General features: G+C 66.4%; 4 protein-coding genes. All 4 read left to right on the top strand.

Annotated elements, in window-relative coordinates; translation table 11 throughout:
• The coding region (locus tag ABYB95_RS16330) for a branched-chain amino acid ABC transporter permease (RefSeq protein ID WP_372659614.1) at positions 1–743 on the top strand (743 nt) is incomplete at its 5' end.
• Between the two features lies 1 nt (position 744).
• Positions 745–2514, top strand: coding sequence for an ATP-binding cassette domain-containing protein (locus ABYB95_RS16325; protein WP_372659613.1), 1770 nt, complete (start codon positions 745–747; stop codon positions 2512–2514).
• A gap of 115 nt (positions 2515–2629) precedes the next feature.
• Positions 2630–3370 carry an ABC transporter ATP-binding protein gene (locus ABYB95_RS16320; protein WP_372659612.1) on the top strand — a complete coding sequence of 247 codons (741 nt, stop codon included), beginning with the start codon at positions 2630–2632 and terminating at the stop codon, positions 3368–3370.
• 22 nt (positions 3371–3392) lie between these two features.
• On the top strand, positions 3393–5189 hold the full coding sequence (locus ABYB95_RS16315; protein WP_372659611.1) for an acyl-CoA dehydrogenase family protein: 1797 nt from the start codon (positions 3393–3395) through the stop codon (positions 5187–5189).
• Positions 5190–5324: the final 135 nt, after the last annotated feature.

Raw genomic sequence — 5324 nt, 5'->3', positions numbered from 1 at the left:
TGGTGCTGCCGGTGCTGGTGGCCGGTGTCGCCATCTGGGCCGCGCCGCACCAGTTCCCGCTCGCCGTGCAGGCCGCGCTCAGTGTGGCCGTGGTCACCGTCTACGGACCTTTGGTGTACCGCGTGGCCTACCAGTCGCTGGAGAGCGCCACGCCCCTGGTGTTGCTGATCGTCTCGGTCGGGGTGCACTTCACCATGACCGGCCTGGGTCTGCTGTTCTTCGGCGCCGAGGGTTTTCGCAACCCGCCCTTCTGGGACGAGCGCTACAGCATCGGACCGGTCATGCTGTCGGGCCAGGCCATCATCACCGCACTGGCCACGCTCGCCTTGATCGTCTTGCTCTGGCTGTATTTCGAGCGCTCGTTGCGCGGCAAGGCCTTGCGCGCCACCGCCGTCAACCGCACAGGCGCGCGGCTGATGGGCATTTCTTCACAAGCCTCGGGCCAGCTCACCTTCACCATGGCCGCCTTCATCGGCGCGCTCTCGGGCCTTTTGATCGGTCCCACCACCACCGTGTTCTACGACTCGGGCTTTCTGATCGGCCTCAAAGGTTTCGTGGCGGCCGTGGCTGCTGGCTTGTCCAGCTACCCCGGTGCGCTGGTGGCGGCGCTCTTTGTCGGCGTCATCGAAGCTTTTGGTTCGTTCTGGGCCAGCGCCTTCAAGGAAGTCATTGTGTTCACACTGATCCTGCCGGTGCTGCTGTTCCGTTCCTTGCGCAGCACCCACTCAGACGAAGACCACTGACATGTTGAAACTTCAAAACATGGGCCTGCTGGTCCTGGCCGCAGCCATTCCCCTGATCGCCGTGCTGCCCCTGCCCGACTTCTGGATCACCCAGCTCAACTACATCGGCATGTACAGCATGACGGTGCTGGGCCTGGTGCTGCTCACCGGCGTGGGCGGCCTCACCTCGTTCGGGCAGGCAGCGTTCGTCGGTATTGGTGCCTACACCACGGCCTGGCTCACGCTGAACACGGGGCTCTCGCCCTGGCTCACGCTGTTCGTCGGCATCGGGCTCACGGCCGCCAGTGCTCTGGTGGTGGGCCTCATCACTTTGCGCATGTCGGGCCATTACCTACCGCTGGCCACCATCGCCTGGGGCCTGTCGCTCTACTACCTCATGGGCAACCTCGATGCCCTGGGCAAGTACGACGGCCTGCTCGGCATCCAAAGCCTGTCCATTGGCGACTTCGACCTGGGTCAGGGCCGCCCCTTCTTCGTGTTGACCTGGGTCTTGCTGCTGGCGTTTGCGGCCGGCATGCTGCACTTGCTCGACTCGCGGGCCGGGCGCGCCATCCGCGCGCTCAAAGGGGGCTCGCAGATGGCCGAAGCCATGGGCATCAGCACCTTGCGCTACAAGGTCACCATCTTCGTGCTGGCGGCGGTCCTGGCTTCGGTCGCTGGCTGGTTGCTGGCGCACTTCCAGCGCACGGTCAACCCGTCCGCGTTCGGTTTGAAAATGGGCATCGAATACCTGTTCATGGCCGTGGTTGGCGGTGTGGGCCATGTCTGGGGTGCCATCGTCGGCGCAGGACTGATCCGTGTGCTCGAAGACCAGCTGCAGGTGTTGTTGCCCAAGCTGATCGGCACCAGCGGCAGCTACGAGGTGATCGTGTTCGGCATCACCCTGGTCATGGTGCTGAAGTACCTGCCCGAAGGCCTGTGGTCGCTGGTGGGTCGGCACATGCCCAAGCGCCCGCGCCCGGTGGACTGGATCCATGCCGCCGCGCTGCCCGAGCGGCCCAAACCCGCCACCAACGATCTGGTGCTGGACGTGCAGGCGATCCGCAAAGAATTCGGTGGTCTGGTTGCGGTGAACGACATCGGCTTCCAGATCCGTGCCGGACAAATCGTCGGCCTGATCGGTCCCAATGGCGCGGGCAAATCCACCACCTTCAACCTCATCACCGGGGTGCTGGCCGCCACCAGTGGCGGGGTGGTGTTCCAGGGCGAAGCCATTGCGGGCAAAGCCTCGCGCGAAATCGCCCGCCTGGGTCTGGCGCGCACGTTCCAGCACGTGAAGATGATCCCGGAGATGACGGTGTTGGAAAACGTGGCCCTGGGTGCGCACACCCGTGGCCACAAGGGCGTGCTGCCGGCCATGCTGCGCGCCAACCGCCAGGAAGAGCAACGCTTGTTCCGCGAGGCGCAGCGCCAGCTTGAGCGCATTGGCATGGGCGAGTACCTGCACGAACTGGCCGGCAACCTGGCCATGGGTCCGCAACGCCTGATGGAGATCGCCCGCGCCCTGTGTGTCGATCCGGTGCTGCTGCTGCTCGACGAACCCGCCGCCGGCCTGCGCCACCAGGAAAAGCAGGCCTTGGCCGATGTGCTGCGCCAGCTCAAAAACGAAGGCATGAGCATTCTGCTGGTGGAGCACGACATGGACCTGGTGATGCAGATCTGCGACCACCTGGTGGTGATGGAGTTCGGCACCTTGCTGACCCAAGGGCCGCCAGCGCAAGTCCAACAGGACCCGAAAGTGCGCGCCGCCTATCTCGGCACGGAGCACTGATGGGTGCCGAAAGCACCCCCCGCGCCGCCTGCGGCCCTGCAAGGCCAACCCTGCGGCACCTCTGGAACGATTCTTCTCTCGCGCCGCTCATCGCGGCACACTGCGGAGCCACATCATGAGCACCCCTCTTCTTCAAGTCCAAGGTCTGCGCGCCGGATACGGCCGCGCCGAGGTGCTGCACGGCATCGACATCCAGGCCGACCAAGGCAGCGTGATCACGGTGATCGGCCCCAATGGCGCTGGCAAATCCACCCTGCTCAACACCCTCATGGGCATTTTGCCCGGCCAGGGCAGCATCCGGTTCCGGGGTGAAGACATCACCACCCTCACGCTCGAAGAGCGTGTGATGAACGGCATGGCTTTGGTGCCCGAGAAGCGCGAGCTCTTTGGCACCATGCCGGTGGAAGACAACCTGCTGCTGGGTGGCTTTCGCCAGATGCGCATGGGCAACCCGAAATGGCGCCAGCGGCTGGACGATGTGTACGACATCTTCCCGCGTCTGCAGGAGCGGCGCGCCCAACTCGCGGGCACGCTGTCGGGCGGCGAACGCCAGATGCTGGCCGTGGGCCGCGCCCTGATGTCGCGCCCCGATCTGCTGATGCTGGACGAGCCCAGCCTGGGTCTGGCACCGCTGATCGTGCGCGAAATCTTCAACATCATCGACACCTTGCGCCAGACCGGTGTGACCACTGTGTTGGTGGAGCAGAACGCCCGCGCGGCGCTGCAAGTGGCCGACCACGGCTATGTGCTCGAAATGGGTGAGCTCAGCGCCCAAGGCCCCGCCCGCGAACTGGCGAGCGACCCGCGCGTGATCGAAACCTACCTGGGCGCGACGCGCCCGACCGCAGCGGCCTGAACGCCGCGCAAAGACCACCGGCATGACCCCATACCCTCCCCACACCGACGACCACGCCTTTGTCTTGTTCGAGGTGCTGCGCGCACCGCAAACCCTGGCGCCGCTGGCCGCCATGGCCGAACACGCCGACCCCGATCTGCTGCGCCAGGTGGTGGACGAAGCGGCCAAATTCGTGGGCGAAGTGATCTCGCCGCTCAACCGCGCAGGCGATGAAACCGGTGCGCGCTGGCACGCCGGCGCCGTCACCATGCCTGCGGGTTTCCGCGACGCCTACCAGGCTTTCTGGCAGGCCGGCTGGCCCTCGCTGGCCTGCGCGGTCGAGGACGGGGGCCAGGGTCTGCCCACGGTGCTGGAGGCTGTGCTGTACGAAATGCTCAGCGGTGCCAACCACGGCTGGACCATGGCTCCGGGTCTGCTGCACGGCGCCTACGAGTGCATCAAACACCACGGCTCGCCCGACCTGAAGGCCCGCTACCTGGAAAAAATCGCCACCGGCGAATGGCTGGCCACCATGTGCCTGACCGAGCCCCAGGCGGGCAGCGACCTGGGCCTGGTGCGCACCAAGGCCGTGCCGCTACCGGACGGGCGTTTCGCCTTGAATGGGACCAAGATTTTCATCTCGGGCGGCGAGCACGATCTCAGCGACAACATCGTGCACCTGGTGCTGGCCCGCCTGCCCGATGCACCGCCCGGACCCAAAGGGCTTTCGCTCTTTCTGGTGCCCAAGTTTTACGACGGCGATGGCGCAGCGCCGCCCCAAGCCAAGCCAACCGACTTGGGGGGCAGCGACGTACACGCCGTGACGAGCGTGGGGGCCAGCACCCGGCGCAGCGCGGTGCACTGCGAACGCATCGAAGAAAAAATGGGCCTGCACGGCAGCCCCACCTGTGTGATGCGCTTCGACGATGCGGCGGGCTGGATCGTGGGCGAACCGGGCAAAGGCCTGAACGCCATGTTCGTGATGATGAACGCCGCACGCCTGCACGTGGGCTTGCAAGGCATAGGCTTGCTGGACGCGGCCTGGCAAAAGGCCGACGCCTACGCGCAGGAGCGCCGCCAGATGCGCGCGCCCGGCAGCACCAGCAAGACGGGCCAGGCGGACGCCATCGAACGGCACCCCGCCATGCGCCGCATCCTGGACGCGCAGCGCGCCTGGATCGACGCCGGGCGGGTGATCGCCTACCGCACCGCGCTGGAGCTCGACGTGCAGAAACACCACCCCGACGCAGACCGCCGTGCGGCTGCCGCACGCTGGTGCAGCCTGGTCACGCCGGTGCTCAAGTTGGCCTGGACCGAACAGGCTTTTCACGGCGGCAGCGCCTGCCTGCAGGTCTTGGGCGGCCACGGTTATGTGCGCGAATGGGGCATTGAGCAGCACGTGCGCGATGCCCGTGTGGCCATGATTTACGAAGGCACGAACGAAATCCAGGCGATCGACCTGCTGTTGCGCAAAGTCCTGCCCGATGGCGCGGCCGCGCAGCAGGCCTTGCTGCACGGGCTGATGGCCGAGCTCGACCACAGCCCGCAGGCCGAACGCACCCGGCAAGCCCTGGAGCGCTTCGGCAATTTTGTCCAGAACCGCTTGCTGCCACAAACCCAGGCCGAACAGGCCCCGGCGGACCGGGCGCACTGGCTGGCCGACGACTACCTGCGCGCCCTGGCGCTGCTGCTCATGGCGTGGGCCTGGTCGCGCATCGCGGCCACACCTGGCGCCGACGCGGCGCGCTGGCGTGGGGCTGAAAACGGCTTCTGGCGCTGGGTCTGGCCCGAATTCGAAATGCGCATGGCCATGCTGGAAGCCGGCCTGGCGTGCGACTGATCCGCCGAAAAACGCCCCAGACCACCGCGCTATCCTTGCACCATGTCTGAGAACTCCATCGCCAACGCCATGCGCCGCAACAGCGCACCGCGCAAATCCGCGCCAGCCGAGCCAGCCGTGGTGACCGGAGCCGAC

This window comes from Hydrogenophaga sp., assembly GCF_041633695.1.
Lineage (GTDB): Bacteria > Pseudomonadota > Gammaproteobacteria > Burkholderiales > Burkholderiaceae_C > Hydrogenophaga.
This window is presented reverse-complemented; position numbering and strand designations above follow the sequence as displayed.